The following is a 15,919-nucleotide window of genomic DNA, read 5'->3' as shown; positions in this document are numbered from 1 at the left end:
GGGGTGTGTGACCCCTGCGGCCGGCCGTGCCGCTCCGCCTCAGTGCAGCGGGAGCAGCATCGTGATGTCGTCGCGGTCGTCGCCGGGGCCGACGCGGATGGCGTCCGGGACGCGGCCGACCTCCTTGTAGCCGCAGGCGGCGTAGAAGTGCTCAAGGCCCAGGCCGCCGCGGCAGGTCAGGCGGACGGCCTCGATGCCGTCCAGGGCGCGGGCGGCGTCGGCGACGGCCTCCATCAGCGCGCGGCCCGCTCCCCGGCCCTGGAGGCCGGGGGCGACCATGACGGTGTAGGCCCAGACCCAGTGGCGCATGAGCCGGTGCGGGTTGAGGGCGAGGACCGCGGCGGCGGCGACCCTGCCGTCCTCGTCGTGGCCCACGACCAGCCGGTGCGTGCCCTCGGCCACCGCCGCGAGGTGCTTGACCAGCGCGGGCCGTATGTCGTCGGCGGTGACCGGCGGGACGAAGCCGACGGCGCCGCCCGCGTTGCTGACCTCGGTCCAGAGTTCGAGGAGTCCGTCGCGCAGGGCCGGGTCGACGACGGGATCGACAGTGAAGGTAAGGGCCATGGACAGAGGCTACCTATTACTCCGCCGAGTCGACAACCATGCGGGCCCCCGCCTCTTGCGGCGCCCCACAACGGCGCGAGCCCCGGTCCACCGGGACCGGGGCTCACCTCGTGAAGCGCCGTGAAGCGCCGCGAAGCGTGTGACCGCGTAGCGCCTCCCGCAGGACCGCGTCAGACGCGCATCGCCTGCGGCGACTCGCGCAGGTCCGCGTCCGGGCCCGGGTACTCCCGGATGATCTCGTAGCGCGTGTTGCGCTCGACCGGGCGGAAGCCGGCTTCCCGGATGAGCTCCAGGAGGTCTTCCCGGCCCAGCTTGTTCGGGGTGCCGTAGTTGTCGGCGTCGTGCGTGATCTTGTACTCGACCACCGAGCCGTCCATGTCGTCCGCTCCGTGCTGCAGCGCGAGCTGGGCGGTCTGCACGCCGTGCATCACCCAGAAGACCTTCACGTGCGGCACGTTGTCGAACAGCAGGCGGGAGACCGCGAAGGTCTTGAGCGCCTCGGCGCCCGTCGCCATCGTCGTGCGCGCCTGGAGCTTGTTGCGGACCTTGCCGTCCTGCATGTCCACGAAGTCGTGCTGGTAGCGCAGCGGGATGAAGACCTGGAAACCGCCGGTCTCGTCCTGGAGCTCGCGCAGCCGCAGCACGTGGTCCACGCGGTGGCGCGGCTCCTCGATGTGCCCGTAGAGCATGGTCGAGGGGGTCTTGAGGCCCTTGGAGTGGGCCAGGCGGTGGATGCGCGACCAGTCTTCCCAGTGGGTGCGGTGGTCCACGATGTGCTGGCGGACCTCCCAGTCGAAGATCTCCGCGCCGCCGCCGGTCAGCGACTCCAGACCGGCCTCGATCAGCTCGTCCAGGATGTCGGAGGCCGACATGCCGGAGATCGTCTCGAAGTGGTGGATCTCGGTGGCCGTGAACGCCTTGAGCGAGACGTTCGGCAGCGCCTCCTTGAGCGCGGAGAGCGAGCGCGGGTAGTAGCGCCACGGCAGGGTCGGGTGCAGGCCGTTGACGATGTGCAGTTCGGTGAGGTTCTCGTTCTCCATGGCCTTGGCCAGGCGGACGGCTTCCTCGATGCGCATCGTGTACGCGTCCTTCTCGCCCGGCTTGCGCTGGAACGAGCAGTACGCGCAGGACGCGGTGCACACGTTGGTCATGTTGAGGTGGCGGTTGACGTTGAAGTGGACGACGTCACCGTTCTTGCGCGTGCGCACCTCGTGGGCGAGGCCGCCGAGCCAGGCCAGGTCGTCGGACTCGTAGAGGGCGATGCCGTCCTCACGGGTCAGCCGCTCGCCGGAACGGACCTTCTCCTCCAGCTCACGCTTGAGCCCAGCGTCCATGCCGGTCCTCTCCTCTGTGTGTCCTGCTCTGTCCTGCACTGCCGTGCCCTGATTCCGGTTGCCCCGCCACCTGGCGGTGGATGGCTGCAACCGCCACCCACCGTACTCTCAGCCCTCCTCGGGCAGTTCCCCGACCCGGTTCTCCCACTTGGTGGAGAGCACGATGGTGGTGCGGGTGCGGGAGACGCCCTTGGTGCCGGAGAGCTTGCGGATGATCTTCTCCAGGCCGTCCACGTCGTTGGCGCGCACCTTCAACATGAAGGAGTCGTCGCCCGCGATGAACCAGCAGTCCTCGATCTCGGCGAGGTCGCGCAGCCGGCGGGCCACGTCCTCGTGGTCGGCCGCGTCCGAGAGCGAGATGCCGATCAGGGCGGTGACGCCGAGGCCGAGCGAGGCCGCGTTCACGGTCGCGCGGTAGCCCGTGATCACGCCCGCCGTCTCCAGGCGGTTGATGCGGTCGGTGACGCTGGGGCCGGAGAGGCCCACAAGACGGCCCAGCTCCGCGTACGAGGCACGGCCGTTTTCCCGGAGTGCCTGGATGAGCTGCCTGTCCACCGTGTCCATTACGTGGAGCCTTCCATTATTCGGCGATTCTGCGACTCTAGGTATAGAATCTAAGGCACACAGGGGTCAACGCCCTGCGAAATCTTTCATCAGATCAAAGACGATCTTCAGGAGTGGTTCACCGTGTACACGATCGAGATGGCCTACGCGCACATGCGACAGCTCCAGGAGCTGGCCAACCGATCCCGCACCGACCAGCCGTCCGCCGCGCACCGCGTCGACAAGATGCGCAAGCCGCGCACCGACAAGAAGCGCTAGCCACCGCTCGCCTCCCGGGGAGCCCGGGAACCTCCGAGCTCCCCCTCCCACCGGCGGTACAGCCGGTGCGGCACGCCTGCCGCATCCAGCACCCGCCCCGCGACGAAGTCCACCAGGTCCTGGATGTGCGTCGCACCCGAGTAGAACGCCGGAGAGGCGGGCAGCACGACCGCGCCCGCCTCGTCCAGCGCCACCAGCTGCTTCAAGGTCTGCCCGTTCAGCGGGGTCTCCCGTACCGCGACCACCAGCCGGCGCCGCTCCTTGAGCGTCACGCTCGCGACGCGCTGGAGCAGGTCCTTCGACAGTCCCAGCGCGACCCCCGCCACGCACGCCGTGGACGCGGGCACGATGAGCATCCCCTTCGCCGGGTACGAGCCCGAGCTCGGGCCGGCGGCCAGGTCCCCGGCACCCCAGTAGCGCACGTCGTCCAGTGCCGGCGGGGCGAAACTGCCCGGCTTGCCGTCCGCCCCGCGTTCCAGCCAGTGGGCGAGGTCCTCGCGCCAGTGCGCGTCACGGAACGCGATGCCGGTTTCGTCCAGCAGGGTGAGCCGCGAGGCCCGGCTCACCACCAGGTCGACGCTTTCCCCCGCTGCGAGGAGCCCGCGGAGCACCGCCGCCGCGTACGGCGTCCCGGACGCCCCGGAAACCCCGACCACCCACGGGGTGCGCTTGCCGTCAGTCATGACTCCGAGACTATCCGGCCACCGCGAGCGGGCACGGAGTAAGGTGCCCGGACGTTCAAAGGGTGGACACGAAAGACGGGGGGTGTCGCCGTGAGCCGGCTGCGCGAGGGGCACGAGGGTTACGGGGTACGGCCGGGCGGCGACGCGGAGGCGGAGGGGTGGAGCCGGGCCGAGCGGGCCAAGGCCGCCGCGAAGCTGATGCTGGGCTGGGTCGCCCTGCTGTGGCTGATCGAGGCGGTGGACTACGCCACGGGCCACGCACTGGACGCGTACGGGATCGCCGCCCGCGAGGCCGACGGGCTGAGCGGGATACCCCTGGCCCCGTTCCTGCACTTCGGCTTCGACCACGTGGCGTCCAACAGCCTGCCGCTGCTGGTGCTGGGCTTCGTCACCGCCCTCGGCGGCATACGCCGCTTCCTCACGCTGTCGGCCGTCATCACCCTCGCCGACGGCCTCGCGGTCTGGCTGGTATCGCCCTCCCACACCGTCACCGCCGGCGCCTCGGGCCTGATCTTCGGCCTCTTCGGGTACCTGCTGGTGCGCGGCTTCGTGGAGCGCAGGCCGCTGGGGGTGGTGACCGGGCTGTGCATAGCCGCCGTCTGGGGCACCACGTTCCTGTCGGGGATCCTGCCCACCGACGCCATCGTCAGTTGGCAGGCCCACCTCTTCGGGCTCCTCGCGGGCGTGGCGGCGGCATTCATGTTCCGCCGCAGCAGCTCTTAGAGGACGCTTAGGCCCGCAGAGGACGGTCAGAGCGTCAGGCCCCGCGCGGCGAGGTCCAGGACGGCGCAGACGAAGAGCGCGATCCCGATGAAACCGTTCACCGTGAAGAAGGCCCGGTTCAGCCGGGACAGGTCGTGCGGCGTGACGATCGTGTGCTCGTAGAGGAACGCGGCCACGACGATCACCAGGCCCGCCCAGAAGAACGGCCCCGCATCCGTCATGACGGCGTACCAGGCGAGCAGCCCGGTGGTCACGGCGTGCGCGCCGCGCGCACCCCACAGCGCGGCCGGGATGCCGAAGCGGGCCGGGACGGACTTCACGCCCTCCGCACGGTCGGCGGCCACGTCCTGGCAGGCGAAGATCAGGTCGAAACCGCCGATCCACACGCCGACGGCGAGACCGAGCACCACCGCGTCCCAGGACCACGTGCCGGTGATCGCCAGCCAGGCCCCGACCGGGCCCATCGCCTGGGCCACGCCCAGGATGGCGTGCGGGAAGTTCGTGAACCGCTTGCCGTACGGGTAGACCACCATCGGGATCACCGCCAGCGGCGCCAGCGCCAGGCACAGCGGGTTCAGCAGCGCCGCCGAGCCGAGGAAGACGGCCAGCGCTATCCCGGCCCCGGTCCAGGCGGAGCGCACGGACACCGCGCCGGTGACGAGTTCTCGCCCGGCGGTGCGGGGATTGCGGGCGTCGATCTCACGGTCGATGATCCGGTTGGCGGCCATCGCGAAGGTCCGCAGGCCCACCATGCAGATCGTGACGAGCAGCAGCTTGACCCAGTGCATCGTCCCGTCGAGCCGGAACATGGCGGTCAGGGCGGCGATGTAGGCGAAGGGCAGCGCGAAGACCGAGTGCTCGATCATCACCAGCCGCAGGAACGCCTTGACCCTGCCGGGCGCCTGCGGCGCGGGACCGGGACCGACCACCCCGTCGGCCGTCGTCATCACGCGAGGCTCCCGCGGAAGTCTTCGAGATCGGCGCGGAGCGCGTCGGTGTCCACGGGCGGGATCTCCAGCGTGAGCGGGGACGGTTCCTCGCCCTCCGGCGGGGTGATGGTGGAGACGAAGCGGCATCCCCCGCCGGCCTGGCCCGGGTAGCCCTGGAGGCGCAGCACCTGGCCCGCGCCGACGAGGAACGGCCCGGTGTCGAAGGACAGCTCGGCCAGCAGACGGTCGGCGAAGTCCTCTGCCTCCGCGTCCCGCATGCCCGGCAGCTCGAAGCCGCCGCCCTCGCCGGTCCCGTCCTCCCACATCAGGGCCCAGACGTTGCCGGGTCCCGCGAACTCCTCGGGCGTGACGCCGGCTTGTCCGGCCGCCTCGCGGACCTCGGGGTCGGCCGGGTCCAGGCGCGGACGCAGGACGGCGACGTAGGCCGTGTCGGTGCCGATGAAGAGGGCGGGTCCGCCCATAGCGGTGCTCACAGGCCGTACTCCTTCCAGCGGCTGTCCACGAGGGCGGCCGTCGCGGGGTCGGACTCGACCATGTCGGGCCAGCCCCCGTCGCGCGTGTAGCCCTCCTCGGGCAGCTTCTTCGTCGCGTCGATGCCGGCCTTGCCGCCCCAGAACTGCTGGTAGGAGGCGTGGTCGAGGTGGTCGACCGGACCTTCCACGACGGTGAGGTCACGGCTGTAGTCCGTGTTGCCCAGCGCCCGCCAGGACACCTCGTGCAGGTCGTGGACGTCGCAGTCCTTGTCCACCACGATGATCAGCTTGGTCAGCGACATCATGTGCGCGCCCCAGATGGCGTGCATGACCTTCTGGGCGTGCTTGGGGTACTTCTTGTCGATCGAGACGATCGCGCAGTTGTGGAAGCCGCCCGACTCGGGGAGGTGGTAGTCCACGATGTCCGGCACGATGATCTTGAGCAGGGGCAGGAAGAAGCGTTCCGTCGCGCGTCCCAGCGGACCGTCCTCGGTCGGCGGGCGGCCGACCACGATCGACTGGAGGAGCGGGCGCTTGCGCATCGTCACGCAGTCGATCGTGAGCGCCGGGAAGGGCTCCTGCGGGGTGTAGAAGCCGGTGTGGTCGCCGAATGGCCCCTCCGGCAGCATCTCGCCCGGCTCCAGCCAGCCCTCGATGACGACTTCGGCGTTCGCGGGCACCTGGAGCGGGACCGTCTTGCAGTCGACCATCTCGATGCGCTTGCCCGCGACGAACCCGGCGAACAGGTACTCGTCGATGTCACCCGGAAGCGGCGCGGTGGACGCGTACGTCACCGCCGGCGGGCAGCCGAAGGCGATCGCGACCGGCAGCCGCTCGCCGCGCGCGGCGGCGACCGCGTAGTGGTTGCGGCTGTCCTTGTGGATCTGCCAGTGCATGCCGATGGTGCGCTTGTCGTGGCGCTGGAGGCGGTACAGGCCGAGGTTGCGCACGCCCGTCTCCGGGTGCTTGGTGTGCGTCAGGCCGAGGTTGAAGAAGGAGCCGCCGTCCTTGGGCCAGGTGAACAGGGCCGGGAGCAGGTCGAGGTCGACGTCGTCGCCGGTGAGGACGACCTCCTGGACGGGGGCGGAGTCGCCCTTCACCTTCTTCGGCGGTACGTGCACCATCGAGCCGAGCTTGCCGAACGCCTCGCGGACGCCGATGAAGCCCTGGGGCAGCTCGGGCTTGAGGAGACCGCCGATCTTGTCGCTGATCTCCGCGTACGACGTGAGGCCGAGGGCCTTGAGCAGCCGGCGGTCGGTCCCGAAGACGTTCATGGCGAGCGGCATCGCCGAGCCCTTGACGTTCTCGAAGAGCAGCGCGGGCCCGCCCGCCTTGTTGACCCTGTCGACGATCTCCCCGACCTCCAGACAGGGGTCGACTTCGGCCTTGATGCGCTTGAGGTCGCCCTCCCGCTCCAGAGCCCGGAGCAGCGAGCGGAGATCGTCGTAAGCCATGGGGCCCAGTATCCGTCACCTACTACCCTGGGGGCGTCACCGGGGCTCCGCGTGGGCCCGCCGCCACTGCCTGGGAGTCGGTCCCGCACCGTGCTGCGCTACCTGCCGTTCCTGCTGATCATCGCGCTGACCATCTACGCCTTCATCGACTGCCTGAACACGCCGGAGGAGGAGGTCAAGCACCTGCCGAAGGTGGTGTGGGTGCTGATCATCCTGCTGTTCTCGATCGTCGGGCCGGTGGTGTGGCTGTTCGCGGGCAGGACCCGGGCGGCGGCCGGCGGCGGGCGGGTCCGCCGCAGCGACTGGGTGGCGCCGGACGACAACCCGGAGTTCCTGCGGTCCCTGCGCGAAGAGCGCGAAAGGGGCCGTGACGGGGACCGTGACAAGGGCCGCGGCAAGGACAAAGACAAGGACAAGGACGCCGACAACGAGTGACGGCCGTGCCGCTCAGGGCCGTCTGGTGAGGGGCCGCGCGTAGGACTCGCGCAGCTCCGCACGGCGGCCCTCGGTCCAGGTGCCGCCCGGGCCCGTCAGCGCCGATTCGAGGAGTTCGAAGTGCTGGTGCCAGTCCGCGAGGACGCCCGGCGGGTCGGCGCCCGGCCCCTCGCGCTCGTTCAGGAACCGGATCACCGTGGAGTCGGTGCCGACCGGCTCCAGGTGGAAGCGGATCCGGCCGAGGCCGCCGAGGGTGTACTCCACGACCCGTTCGACGTCCCAGGCGGTGATCCGGCCGGACGCCGCGGGGCCGCCGTCGAGCGGGCGCAGGGTGACGGCTCCGTCGAGGTGCCGCTCCAGGACCTCCGCCTCGCCCAGCCAGCGGCGCAGCCCGTCCGCCGTGGTCAGCGCGGGCCACAGGCCCTCGTAGGAGCACGGCAGGTGCGGTTCGAAGCGGATCAGCCGGCGGTCCTCGGCGCGGCTCTCGCTGGTGCCATGGCTCACAGGAGACATGACACCAGCGTCCCACTGCCGCCGGTCAGACGCCCGCGTACGAGTGCTTGCCGTTGAGCAGGATGTTCACGCCGTAGTAGTTCCAGATCCAGCAGGCGAAGGCGAAGAGCGCCAGGTAGGCGGCCTTGCGGCCCTTCCAGCCCGCCGTGGCCCGCGCGTGCAGGTAGCAGGCGTACGCCACCCAGGTCACGAAGGACCAGACCTCCTTGGGGTCCCAGCCCCAGTAGCGGCCCCACGCGTCGCCGGCCCAGATCGAGCCCGCGATGATCGTGAACGTCCACAGCGGGAAGAACGCCGCGTTGAGCCGGTACGAGAACTTGTCGAGCGTGGCGGCCGAGGGCAGGCGCTCCATGACCGAGGTCGCGAACCGGCCCGGCTGCACGCCGCGCTCCAGCCGGGCCTCGTACCCGTCGCGGAACAGGTACAGCAGCGTGCCCGTCGCACCGATGTAGAAGACGGCGCCGCAGATGATGGCGGTCGAGACGTGGATCCACAGCCAGTACGAGTGCAGGGCCGGGACCAGCTGGTCGCTCGCCGTGTACAGCCAGGTGGTGGCGATGCCCAGGTCCAGCAGGACGCTCGTGACCAGGATCAGACCCATCCAGCGGACGTTCTTCTTGAGCAGCAGCAGGATCAGGTACGCGCCGACGGCCACCGTGGAGAAGGTGAGCGAGAACTCGTACATGTTGCCCCAGGGGGCCCGCTTGACCGAGGTCGCGCGCGCGACGACACCGGCCGCCTCGATGACGAACGCGAGCGCGGTCAGGGAAACCGCGATCCGCCCGTACAGGTCGCCCTGCTCGGTGCCGCCGGCGGCGCCGGGGCCGTCCGGGACGTCGCGGGTGCCGGCGGCGGAACGGGTGACGACCTTCGGCCGGTCGAGGACGGCGGTGCCCCCCTTGCCGCGCACCTGCACGGCCGGGGCCTCGGCGGCCCGGGCGTTCCCGGTCAGCGCGGCGGCCGTACGGCCGACCTTGCTGCGGCTGCCGAAGATCCACTCGGCGATGTGGGCGAGGAAGGCGAGCGTGTAGACCGCCATCGACGAATAGACCAGGTAGTTGCTGATCTGGGCCAGGTTCTCATTGGCCTCGGCTGCGAGCGGCGTCATCCGCGCTCCCCTTCAACGTTTTCCTTGACAGGTCGGTCGGGCGCCGTGGGCGCCTGCTGGTGGAGCGCGGCGGCGAGCGCGGCCAGCTCCTCCGGGAGCTTGGTGGACTCGCTGCGGCCGAGGGCCGCCATCTCCACGACGGTCACCCCGTCCTCTCCCGCGGTCGCCCGGACCCAGATCCGGCGGCGCTGGATGAACAGGGAGCCGGCCAGGCCGCCGATGGCGGCGATCGCGCCCGCGAGGGCGAGGCCGCTGCCGGGCTGGTGGGTGATCGAGAAAGTGGCCCAGCGCTCGATGCCCTCGAACTTCACGGTGCCCGCGCCGCCCGGCAGGGTCATCGTCTCCCCGGGCAGCATCTTCTGCTTGAACAGCTGGCCCGAGTCGTCCTTGAACATCTGCATCTTCGACGTGTCGAGCTGGTAGACGTTCTGCGGCAGACCCGAGTCCACGCCGAGGCTGCCGTGCCAGGCGCTGAGCATGAGCGCCGGGAAGTCCAGGTCGGGGAACTGGGAGAACATCGTCCCCTTGCCCTCGCCCGCGTACGTCGGCACGAACATGGCGCCGAAGCCGAGCTGTTCCTTCTTGCCGTCCTTGTCCTTGTATCCGTCGGTGACCTTGATGGCACCGGAGGACGTGAGGTTGGAGTCCTGCGGCAGCATCGGCACGGCGTCCTTGAAGATCACCTTGCCGGTGGGGTCGGTCACCGAGACGACCGGCGCGTAGCCGTGGCCGAGGAGGTAGACCTTGGAGCCGTCGACCTCCAGCGGCTTGTTGACCTCGATCTCGCGCTTGTGCGGCGCGCCGTCGGCCCCCTCGCGGAAGGTGACGTACGCCTTGAAGTCGCGCGCGGTGCCCTTCTGCGGGCCGGTCTTCGCGTACGAGGCGTCGAACCGGTCCAGGGTGAAGGAGAACGGCGGGAGGTCGTCGGGGGTGAAGAAGGACCCGGACTTGAAGTCGTCGTACTGGGTGAGCGTGTTGGAGAAGCCCTTGCCGCGCAGGACGAGCTTGCCGCCCTCGGACTTGTAGAGCTGCCCCCAGGCGAAGGCCACCAGCATGACGATGAGGGCGATGTGGAAGACCAGGTTCCCGGCCTCGCGCAGGTAGCCCTTCTCGGCGGCCACGGAGCTCGCGCCCGTCTCGGTGCGGAAGCGGCTGCCGCCCAGTACCTTCCCGGCCGCCGCGATGACCTCGTCGGCGGGCTTGTCCGTACGCCACGTCGTGTACGCGGGCAGCCGGTCGAGCCGCTTGGGGGCGCGGGGCGGGCGGCCGCGGAGCTGGCCGACGAACTGCCAGGAGCGGGGCAGGATGCAGCCGATCAGCGAGACGAACAGCAGCAGGTAGATCGCGGAGAACCACACCGAGCTGTAGACGTCGAAGAGCTGGAGCTTCTCGGCGACCGTCACCCAGGAGGCGTGCTCGCGCTTCCAGGTGGCGACCTTCATCGCGTCGACCTGGGTCTGCGGGATGAGGGAGCCCGGGATGGAGGCGAGGGAGAGCAGGAACAGCAGGATCAGCGCCACCCGCATGGAGGTGAGCTGGCGCCAGAACCAGCGCAGCCAGCCGAGCACGCCGATGCCCACGGGGCCGCCGGGGGCGTCCTCCAGGGGGGCGGTGGACAGCTGCGCTCCGGCGGCGGCGTCGTCGTCGACGCGCGCGGACGCGGAGGATTGCTGGGACGCCTCGGGGGACGCCTTGTCGGTCGTACTCATGTCCGTGTAGTCCTCAGATCCCCACCGTGAAGCCGTTGGTCCAGCTCTGCATGTCGCTGATGAGCGTGCCCCACCAACCTGTGACGAGGAGCAGTCCGGTGACGATCAGCATGCCGCCGCCGATCCGCATCACCCACGCATAGTGCTGCTTCACCCAGCCGAACGCGCCGAGCGCCTTGCGGAACGCGAGCGCCGTGAGGATGAACGGCACCCCCAGGCCCAGGCAGAACACGGTGGTCAGCAGGGCGCCGCGGCCCGCGGTCGCCTGGTCGATGGAGAGCGTGTTGACGGCGGCGAGGGTCGGACCCATGCAGGGGGTCCATCCGACGCCGAAGAGTACGCCGAGCAGCGGCGCGCCGATGAGACCGGCGGCCGGCTTCTTGTGGAAGCGGAACTCGCGCATCGTCACGCCGGGGATCGCGCCCATGAAGAACAGGCCGAGCACGATCACCAGGCCGCCGAGGACCCGGGCTATGACGTCCTTGTTCTCGGCGAGGGTGTCCCCGAAGTAGCCGAAGAGCGCCCCCGTCGAGACGAAGACCGCCGTGAAGCCGAGGACGAACAGGCTCGCGCCGGCCAGCATCCGGCCGCGCCGGGCCTCGGCGAGGTCGGCGCCGCCCACTCCCGTCACGTAGGAGAGGTAGCCGGGGACCAGCGGCAGCACGCAGGGCGAGAAGAAGGAGACCAGGCCGGCCAGGAGCGAGAGGGGCAGCGCGAGCAGCAGCGCCCCGTTGAGGACGGTGGTGTTCACGCCGGTCGCCCCGGCGGCGAGGAGGTGGAGCCCGGTGACCACGCCGGTCACTTCTCCGCGAGCAGCGGGTCGATCATCGAGCGCAGCTGGGTCTCGTTGAGCGCGACCAGCGTGCGGGCGGCGATCTTGCCCTCCTTGTCGAGGACGACCGTGGAGGGGATCGACTGCGGGTTGAGCGTGCCCTTGGGGAAGCGCAGGATCAGCCGGCCGTCGGGGTCGTAGAGGCTCGGGTAGGTGATCCCGAAGTTCTCCTCGAAGGCGGCGGCGTTCTGCTTGCTGTTGTCGCGGATGTTCAGGCCGACGAAGGCGACGTCCTTGCCGGCGTCGGTCAGCTCCTTCGACACCTTCGCGAAGTACGGGGCCTCGGCCCGGCAGGGCGGGCACCAGGAGCCCCAGACGTTGAGGACGACGACCTTGCCCTTGAGGGCGGTCGTGTCGAGCGTCTTGCCGTCGACGGTCTCGCCGTCGAGCTTGGGTGCCTGGGTCCGCTCGCCCTTGGCGACGGTGGAGATGCCGCCGGCGCCCGCGACGTAGTTCCCGCCGGCGGAACCGGAGGGTTTGCTGCTGCCCGAATCGCCGCACGCCGTAAGGGTCAGGGCGCTCGCGAGGGTCATCGCGGTCAGCAGGCTGACGCGGCCGCTGGTCGAGCGGCGGCGGGGGGCTTGGCCAAGGCTCATGTGAAAAGTTTCGCATGACCGATTTGCGGATCTTCCGCGCCCCCCGGGCGTGTGTTAAGCCGCTGGTCAGCTGAGGGTGAGGTAGGTGCGCCAGCCACCGGCCGGCTGCTGACCGGGGGCGAGGGTGCGCAGCTTGGCCAGCAGGCGGGGGTCCTGGACGTCGAGCCAGTCGGCGAACTGCCGGAAGGATACGAGCCTTACATCCTTTTTGTCCGCAATGCCCTTGAGGGCTTCCTCGACGGCGTCCATGTAGATCCCGCCGTTCCACTCCTCGAAATGGTTTCCGATGAACAGGGGCGCGCGGTTGGTCTCGTACGCCCGCCGGAAACCCCCCAGGTAGGCGTCCGTGGCCTGGGTGCGCCAGGCGGGGTAGTTGCCGGGAACGCCCTTGGTGGTGTTGACGGACTGGTTCGCCAGGATGTTGTAGTCCATCGACAGCACCTCGAACGAGTGCCCGGGGAAGGGCATCGACTGGAGGGGCAGGTCCCACAGGCCCTCCCGCTTCTGCGGCCACCGCTGGTCGCCGCCGGGCGAGGAGGCGTCGTAGCGCCAGCCCAGCTCGCGGGCCGTGGGCAGCAGGCCGTCCTGGCCGAGCAGGCAGGGGGTGCGGGCGCCGACCAGCTCCTTGCCGTAGTCGAAGGGCAGCGGTTCGAGGTCGGTGAACCCGGTGTTCGTGCGCCAGTTGGTGACGAAGGACACGGCCTGCTCGATCTCGCTCCGCCAGTCCTGCGGGCTCCAGTGGGCGACGGAGCCGGACCCGGAGCAGAAGTGGCCGTTGAAGTGGGTGCCCACCTCGTGGCCGTCCAGCCAGGCCTGGCGCACATGGGTGAGGGTGGCGCGGATGTGCTCGTCGCTGAGGTAGCCGATGTCGGAGGCGCCCACGGGGTTGCCGGGCGGCCGGTAGAGCTCCCTCTTGGACTCGGGCAGCAGGTAGAGCCCGGAGAGGAAGAAGGTCATGGCCGCGCCGTGGTCCTTGGCGGCCTTGAGGAAGCGCGGGAAGAGGCCGTTGCCCACCTCGCCGGCGCCGTCCCAGCTGAACACCACGAACTGGGGCGGGGTCTCGCCCGGCTGGAGCGGTACGGGGGCGGCGGGCTGGTGCGGCTGCGGGCCGGTGTCGGCGGTGGAGCCGTCACCGAGCAGCTTGACCGGGGGCGGACCGGGCTCGGGCTCGCGGGTCGGGCCCGGGGCGCCCTGGCCGGGCGAGCTGCCGCCGCATCCGGCGAGGCCGGCCGCTGCGGCGCCAAGTCCGAGGCCGAGCAACGCCCTTCGGCTGTAGTCGCGCACATCGCTCATGAAATGTCATACAAACCGACATTCAGGCGGGGTGGGAGGGCGACACGGCTCCCCCCGGAACGGCTTGTACGAAAATAGGCCAACTCTTGGCACATTCCAGGCCGAGCGGGCCCGGACCGACGGCCGGGACGGCGCCGGGCGGGGGCCGGAGCGCCGGGCGGGCGGCGGGCGGGCGGCGGAAGCCGGGACGGCGCCGGGCGGGCGGGGGCCGGAGCCCCGTACCGCCCGGCCGGGGCCCTACGCGCCGAAGGCCTTCGACTTCCCCTTCACCGGCTTGGCGCCCGCCAGCAGATGCGCCGGGACCAGGTCCCGGGCCGGCTCGCTGTAGCCCACCGACACCAGCGCGTCGCCCCGGAACGTGAACGACGTCAGCGACGCCAGCGTGCACTGACGGCGGCGCGGGTCGTGCCACAGACGCCGCTTCTCCGCGAAGCTGCGCACGATCCAGATCGGCAGCTGGTGGCTGACCGCCACCGCCTCGTGCCCGCGCGCCGCGTCACGCGCCGCCTCCAGCGCGCTCATCATCCGCACGACCTGCTCGACGTACGGCTCGCCCCAGGACGGCTTGAACGGGTTCGTCAGGTGCTTCCAGTTCGCCGGCTTGCGAAGCGCCCCGTCACCGACCCCGAAGGTCTTGCCCTCGAAGACGTTCCCCGCCTCCAGCAGGCGCGCGTCGGTCGCCACGTCCAGCCCGTGCGCCTTGGCGACCGGCTCGGCCGTCTCCTGCGCCCGCTCCAGCGGGGAGGACACGACGTACGTGATGTCCCGCGACTGGAGGTGCTCCGCGACCCGCTCGGCCATCTGCCGGCCCAGCTCGGACAGGTGGTAGCCGGAACGGCGGCCGTAGAGCACGCCGTCCGGGTTGTGCACCTCTCCGTGCCGCATCAGGTGGACGACGGTGATCTCACCCGGCGTGCTGCTGCTCATGCGGTGGCCTCCGCGGCGGCGCGGGCGGCGGCGGGCAGGGCGGCGGCGATGCGCTCGACGGCCCGCTCGTCGTGGGCGGTGGACACGAACCACGACTCGAACGCCGACGGCGGCAGGTAGACGCCCTGCGCCAGCATCGAGTGGAAGAACCCGTTGAAGCGGAAGGCGTCCTGCTTCTTCGCGTCGTCGTAGTTCTTCACCTCGTCCTCGGTGAAGAACACCGAGAACATGTTGGAGGCGGTCTGCAGCCGGTGCGCGACGCCCTCCTTGGTCAGCGCCTCGGTGACCAGCTGCCGGATCTGCTTCGACACGGCGTCGACCTTGTCGTACGCCGCCTCGTCCAGCAGGCGCAGCTGCGCGAGACCGGCGGCGGTGGCGACCGGGTTACCGGAGAGCGTGCCCGCCTGGTAGACCGGGCCGGCCGGGGCCAGGTGGCCCATCACGTCGGCGCGGCCGCCGAACGCCGCGGCCGGGAAGCCGCCGCCCATGACCTTGCCGAAGGTCATCAGGTCCGGCTTGACCCCGTCGACCCCGTACCAGCCGGCGCGGGAGGTACGGAAGCCCGTCATCACCTCGTCGGAGATGTAGAGGGCGCCGTTCTCGCGGCACAGGTCGGCCAGGCCCTGGTTGAAGCCCTCGCCGGGGGTGACGACGCCCATGTTGCCGGGCGCGGCCTCCGTGATCACACAGGCGATCTCGCCGGGGTGCGCGGCGAACGCCGCCCGGACCGCCTCCAGGTCGTTGTAGGGGAGCACGATCGTGTCGCCGGCCTGCGCGCCCGTGACACCCGGGGTGTCGGGGAGCGCGAAGGTCGCGAGCCCGGAACCGGCCGAGGCCAGCAGGGCGTCGACGTGGCCGTGGTAGCAGCCGGCGAACTTGACGACCTTGGCGCGGCCGGTGAAACCGCGGGCCAGCCGGATCGCCGACATGGTCGCCTCGGTGCCGGAGGACACCAGGCGCACCTGCTCGACGGGTTCGATGCGCGCCACGATCTCCTCGGCGAGCGCGACCTCGCCCTCGCCCGGCGTACCGAAGGACGTGCCGCGGGCGACGGCGGCCTGGACCGCCTCGATCACGGCGGGGTGGGAATGGCCGAGGATCATCGGTCCCCACGAGCAGACCAGGTCGACGTACTCGCGGCCGTCGGCATCGGTCAGATACGGACCGGTACCAGACACCATGAACCTGGGCGTACCCCCCACGGCGCGGAAGGCGCGCACGGGAGAGTTCACGCCGCCGGGCGTCACTACGGACGCGCGCGTAAACAGGTTCTGCGAGACTGGGGCTTCATACGGATACGGGTAGCTCACACCAGCCATGGTCTCAGAGGCCGCGACAGACTTGCGGACGGGCGTTTCACCGCGCCACCCCGGGGGAGGTCACTGCCATGATGATCAGGCTGCGTGGCGGGGGCCGCGGGGCCGGGGCAGGCAATACCAGTCGGGTGGAGATATGCAACGCGGTGGTGGACCGGGCGAGGGTACGGACGGCCTGGACCCGCAG

General features: G+C 70.5%; 18 protein-coding genes. 3 read left to right on the top strand and 15 right to left on the bottom strand.

What is annotated here, in order from left to right:
* Window positions 1–39: 39 nt before the first annotated feature.
* From ACIA6C_RS25490 to ACIA6C_RS25480, 3 genes are all read right to left on the bottom strand, one after another.
* Window positions 40–564, bottom strand: a complete 525-nt coding sequence (locus ACIA6C_RS25490; RefSeq protein WP_399279193.1) for a GNAT family N-acetyltransferase — start codon at window positions 562–564, stop codon at window positions 40–42.
* 170 nt (window positions 565–734) lie between these two features.
* Window positions 735–1,898: an aminofutalosine synthase MqnE gene (gene mqnE / locus ACIA6C_RS25485; protein ID WP_329196026.1), complete on the bottom strand. Its 1,164-nt coding sequence runs from the start codon at window positions 1,896–1,898 to the stop codon at window positions 735–737.
* Between the two features lie 108 nt (window positions 1,899–2,006).
* Entirely contained in the window at window positions 2,007–2,462 is a 456-nt protein-coding gene (locus tag ACIA6C_RS25480; protein WP_190186407.1) for an Lrp/AsnC family transcriptional regulator, read from the bottom strand.
* 123 nt (window positions 2,463–2,585) lie between these two features.
* Here ACIA6C_RS25480 and ACIA6C_RS25475 point away from each other — a divergent pair, with 123 nt between their 5' ends.
* Complete coding sequence (locus ACIA6C_RS25475) at window positions 2,586–2,720, top strand: hypothetical protein (protein WP_268250203.1); 135 nt, start codon at window positions 2,586–2,588, stop codon at window positions 2,718–2,720.
* Here ACIA6C_RS25475 and ACIA6C_RS25470 read toward each other — a convergent pair.
* Window positions 2,717–3,403, bottom strand: coding sequence for a UbiX family flavin prenyltransferase (locus ACIA6C_RS25470; protein WP_366081085.1), 687 nt, complete (start codon window positions 3,401–3,403; stop codon window positions 2,717–2,719). The genes ACIA6C_RS25475 and ACIA6C_RS25470 overlap by 4 nt on opposite strands.
* A 198-nt stretch (window positions 3,404–3,601) precedes the next feature.
* On the opposite strand from ACIA6C_RS25470, the gene ACIA6C_RS25465 reads away from it, so the two are divergent.
* The gene (locus ACIA6C_RS25465; RefSeq protein WP_399279512.1) at window positions 3,602–4,126 is read left to right on the top strand and encodes a rhomboid family intramembrane serine protease; all 525 of its coding nucleotides are present in this window, start codon (window positions 3,602–3,604) and stop codon (window positions 4,124–4,126) included.
* 26 nt (window positions 4,127–4,152) lie between these two features.
* Here the strand turns inward: ACIA6C_RS25465 and mqnP are convergent, their stop codons facing one another.
* Genes mqnP through ACIA6C_RS25450 form a run of 3 tightly spaced genes read right to left on the bottom strand, consistent with a single transcriptional unit; the run spans window position 4,153 to window position 7,003 of the window.
* Complete coding sequence (gene mqnP, locus ACIA6C_RS25460) at window positions 4,153–5,073, bottom strand: menaquinone biosynthesis prenyltransferase MqnP (RefSeq protein WP_366081084.1); 921 nt, start codon at window positions 5,071–5,073, stop codon at window positions 4,153–4,155.
* Complete coding sequence (locus ACIA6C_RS25455; RefSeq protein WP_399279189.1) at window positions 5,073–5,549, bottom strand: hypothetical protein; 477 nt, start codon at window positions 5,547–5,549, stop codon at window positions 5,073–5,075. Before ACIA6C_RS25455 ends, mqnP begins: the two co-directional genes overlap by 1 nt.
* Window positions 5,546–7,003 (bottom strand): menaquinone biosynthesis decarboxylase, encoded by a 1,458-nt coding sequence (locus tag ACIA6C_RS25450; protein WP_399279187.1) that lies wholly within the window; start codon window positions 7,001–7,003, stop codon window positions 5,546–5,548. The genes ACIA6C_RS25455 and ACIA6C_RS25450 overlap by 4 nt, the downstream gene beginning before the upstream one ends.
* A 90-nt stretch (window positions 7,004–7,093) precedes the next feature.
* On the opposite strand from ACIA6C_RS25450, the gene ACIA6C_RS25445 reads away from it, so the two are divergent.
* Window positions 7,094–7,438, top strand: coding sequence for a PLD nuclease N-terminal domain-containing protein (locus ACIA6C_RS25445; RefSeq protein WP_366081082.1), 345 nt, complete (start codon window positions 7,094–7,096; stop codon window positions 7,436–7,438).
* Between the two features lie 12 nt (window positions 7,439–7,450).
* Here the strand turns inward: ACIA6C_RS25445 and ACIA6C_RS25440 are convergent, their stop codons facing one another.
* The 8 genes from ACIA6C_RS25440 to hemL form a co-directional block, all read right to left on the bottom strand.
* Window positions 7,451–7,951, bottom strand: coding sequence for an SRPBCC domain-containing protein (locus ACIA6C_RS25440; RefSeq protein WP_399279185.1), 501 nt, complete (start codon window positions 7,949–7,951; stop codon window positions 7,451–7,453).
* A 25-nt stretch (window positions 7,952–7,976) separates the two neighbouring features.
* Complete coding sequence (ccsB, locus tag ACIA6C_RS25435; protein WP_399279183.1) at window positions 7,977–9,059, bottom strand: c-type cytochrome biogenesis protein CcsB; 1,083 nt, start codon at window positions 9,057–9,059, stop codon at window positions 7,977–7,979.
* A complete protein-coding gene (locus ACIA6C_RS25430; protein ID WP_399279181.1) occupies window positions 9,056–10,768 on the bottom strand; it encodes a cytochrome c biogenesis protein ResB in 1,713 nt (570 codons plus the stop codon). The genes ccsB and ACIA6C_RS25430 overlap by 4 nt, the downstream gene beginning before the upstream one ends.
* Before the next feature lie 13 nt (window positions 10,769–10,781).
* The gene (locus ACIA6C_RS25425) at window positions 10,782–11,561 is read right to left on the bottom strand and encodes a cytochrome c biogenesis protein CcdA (protein WP_366081079.1); all 780 of its coding nucleotides are present in this window, start codon (window positions 11,559–11,561) and stop codon (window positions 10,782–10,784) included.
* A gap of 5 nt (window positions 11,562–11,566) precedes the next feature.
* The gene (locus ACIA6C_RS25420; RefSeq protein ID WP_361139490.1) at window positions 11,567–12,196 is read right to left on the bottom strand and encodes a TlpA disulfide reductase family protein; all 630 of its coding nucleotides are present in this window, start codon (window positions 12,194–12,196) and stop codon (window positions 11,567–11,569) included.
* A gap of 66 nt (window positions 12,197–12,262) precedes the next feature.
* Complete coding sequence (locus tag ACIA6C_RS25415) at window positions 12,263–13,480, bottom strand: hypothetical protein (protein ID WP_399279510.1); 1,218 nt, start codon at window positions 13,478–13,480, stop codon at window positions 12,263–12,265.
* 246 nt (window positions 13,481–13,726) lie between these two features.
* Window positions 13,727–14,416: a histidine phosphatase family protein gene (locus ACIA6C_RS25410; protein WP_399279179.1), complete on the bottom strand. Its 690-nt coding sequence runs from the start codon at window positions 14,414–14,416 to the stop codon at window positions 13,727–13,729.
* A complete protein-coding gene (hemL, locus tag ACIA6C_RS25405) occupies window positions 14,413–15,735 on the bottom strand; it encodes a glutamate-1-semialdehyde 2,1-aminomutase (RefSeq protein WP_361139496.1) in 1,323 nt (440 codons plus the stop codon). The genes ACIA6C_RS25410 and hemL overlap by 4 nt, the downstream gene beginning before the upstream one ends.
* Between the last annotated feature and the right edge of the window lie 184 nt (window positions 15,736–15,919).

Origin of the sequence: Streptomyces sp. NPDC051578 (assembly GCF_044454045.1) — a bacterium.
Taxonomy (GTDB): domain Bacteria; phylum Actinomycetota; class Actinomycetes; order Streptomycetales; family Streptomycetaceae; genus Streptomyces.
The sequence above is the reverse complement of the archived record's forward strand: the minus strand, read 5'-3'. Positions and strand labels throughout refer to the sequence as shown.